Below are 398 nucleotides of genomic sequence, written 5' to 3' on the forward strand. Positions count from 1 at the left end.
TATGCCTTTAATATTATTTGATTTTTCGTAAATCTCTAAAATTTGATAATACAACGTTATACTGGTTTCATAATTACCTTTCAGGCTATTGATTACTCCTTTCTGAAACAAATCATTTGCAATCCTAAACGAATCCTTTTGAGATACGTTGTATTGGTAAGATTTGTCTACATAATCTAATGCTATATCGTAGTCTCCTTTAAGGCGAAACAAAACGGCATACCTGTAGTTTAATTGAGCCATGCCTTTTGGATTATTTGCCTTTGATAAAATTGCAAATGAAGAATCTAAATGAGATTGAGAAACTTCTAAGTTCTTTCCTAAATTTAGCCATGCAATTCTGCCGTGAACAGTTGCCTTTAATTTGAGACTATCTGTAGTTTTTAAAATCTGTTTTA

1 protein-coding gene is annotated in these 398 nt (G+C 30.9%); it reads right to left on the minus strand.

What is annotated here, in order from left to right; genetic code table 11:
• The coding region (locus tag H4O21_RS28320) for a tetratricopeptide repeat protein (RefSeq protein ID WP_182812520.1) at window positions 1-398 on the minus strand (398 nt) is incomplete at both ends.

The sequence above is a fragment of the Oceanospirillum sediminis genome, from assembly GCF_014164585.1.
In the GTDB taxonomy this organism is placed as follows: domain Bacteria; phylum Pseudomonadota; class Gammaproteobacteria; order Pseudomonadales; family Halomonadaceae; genus Oceanospirillum; species Oceanospirillum sediminis.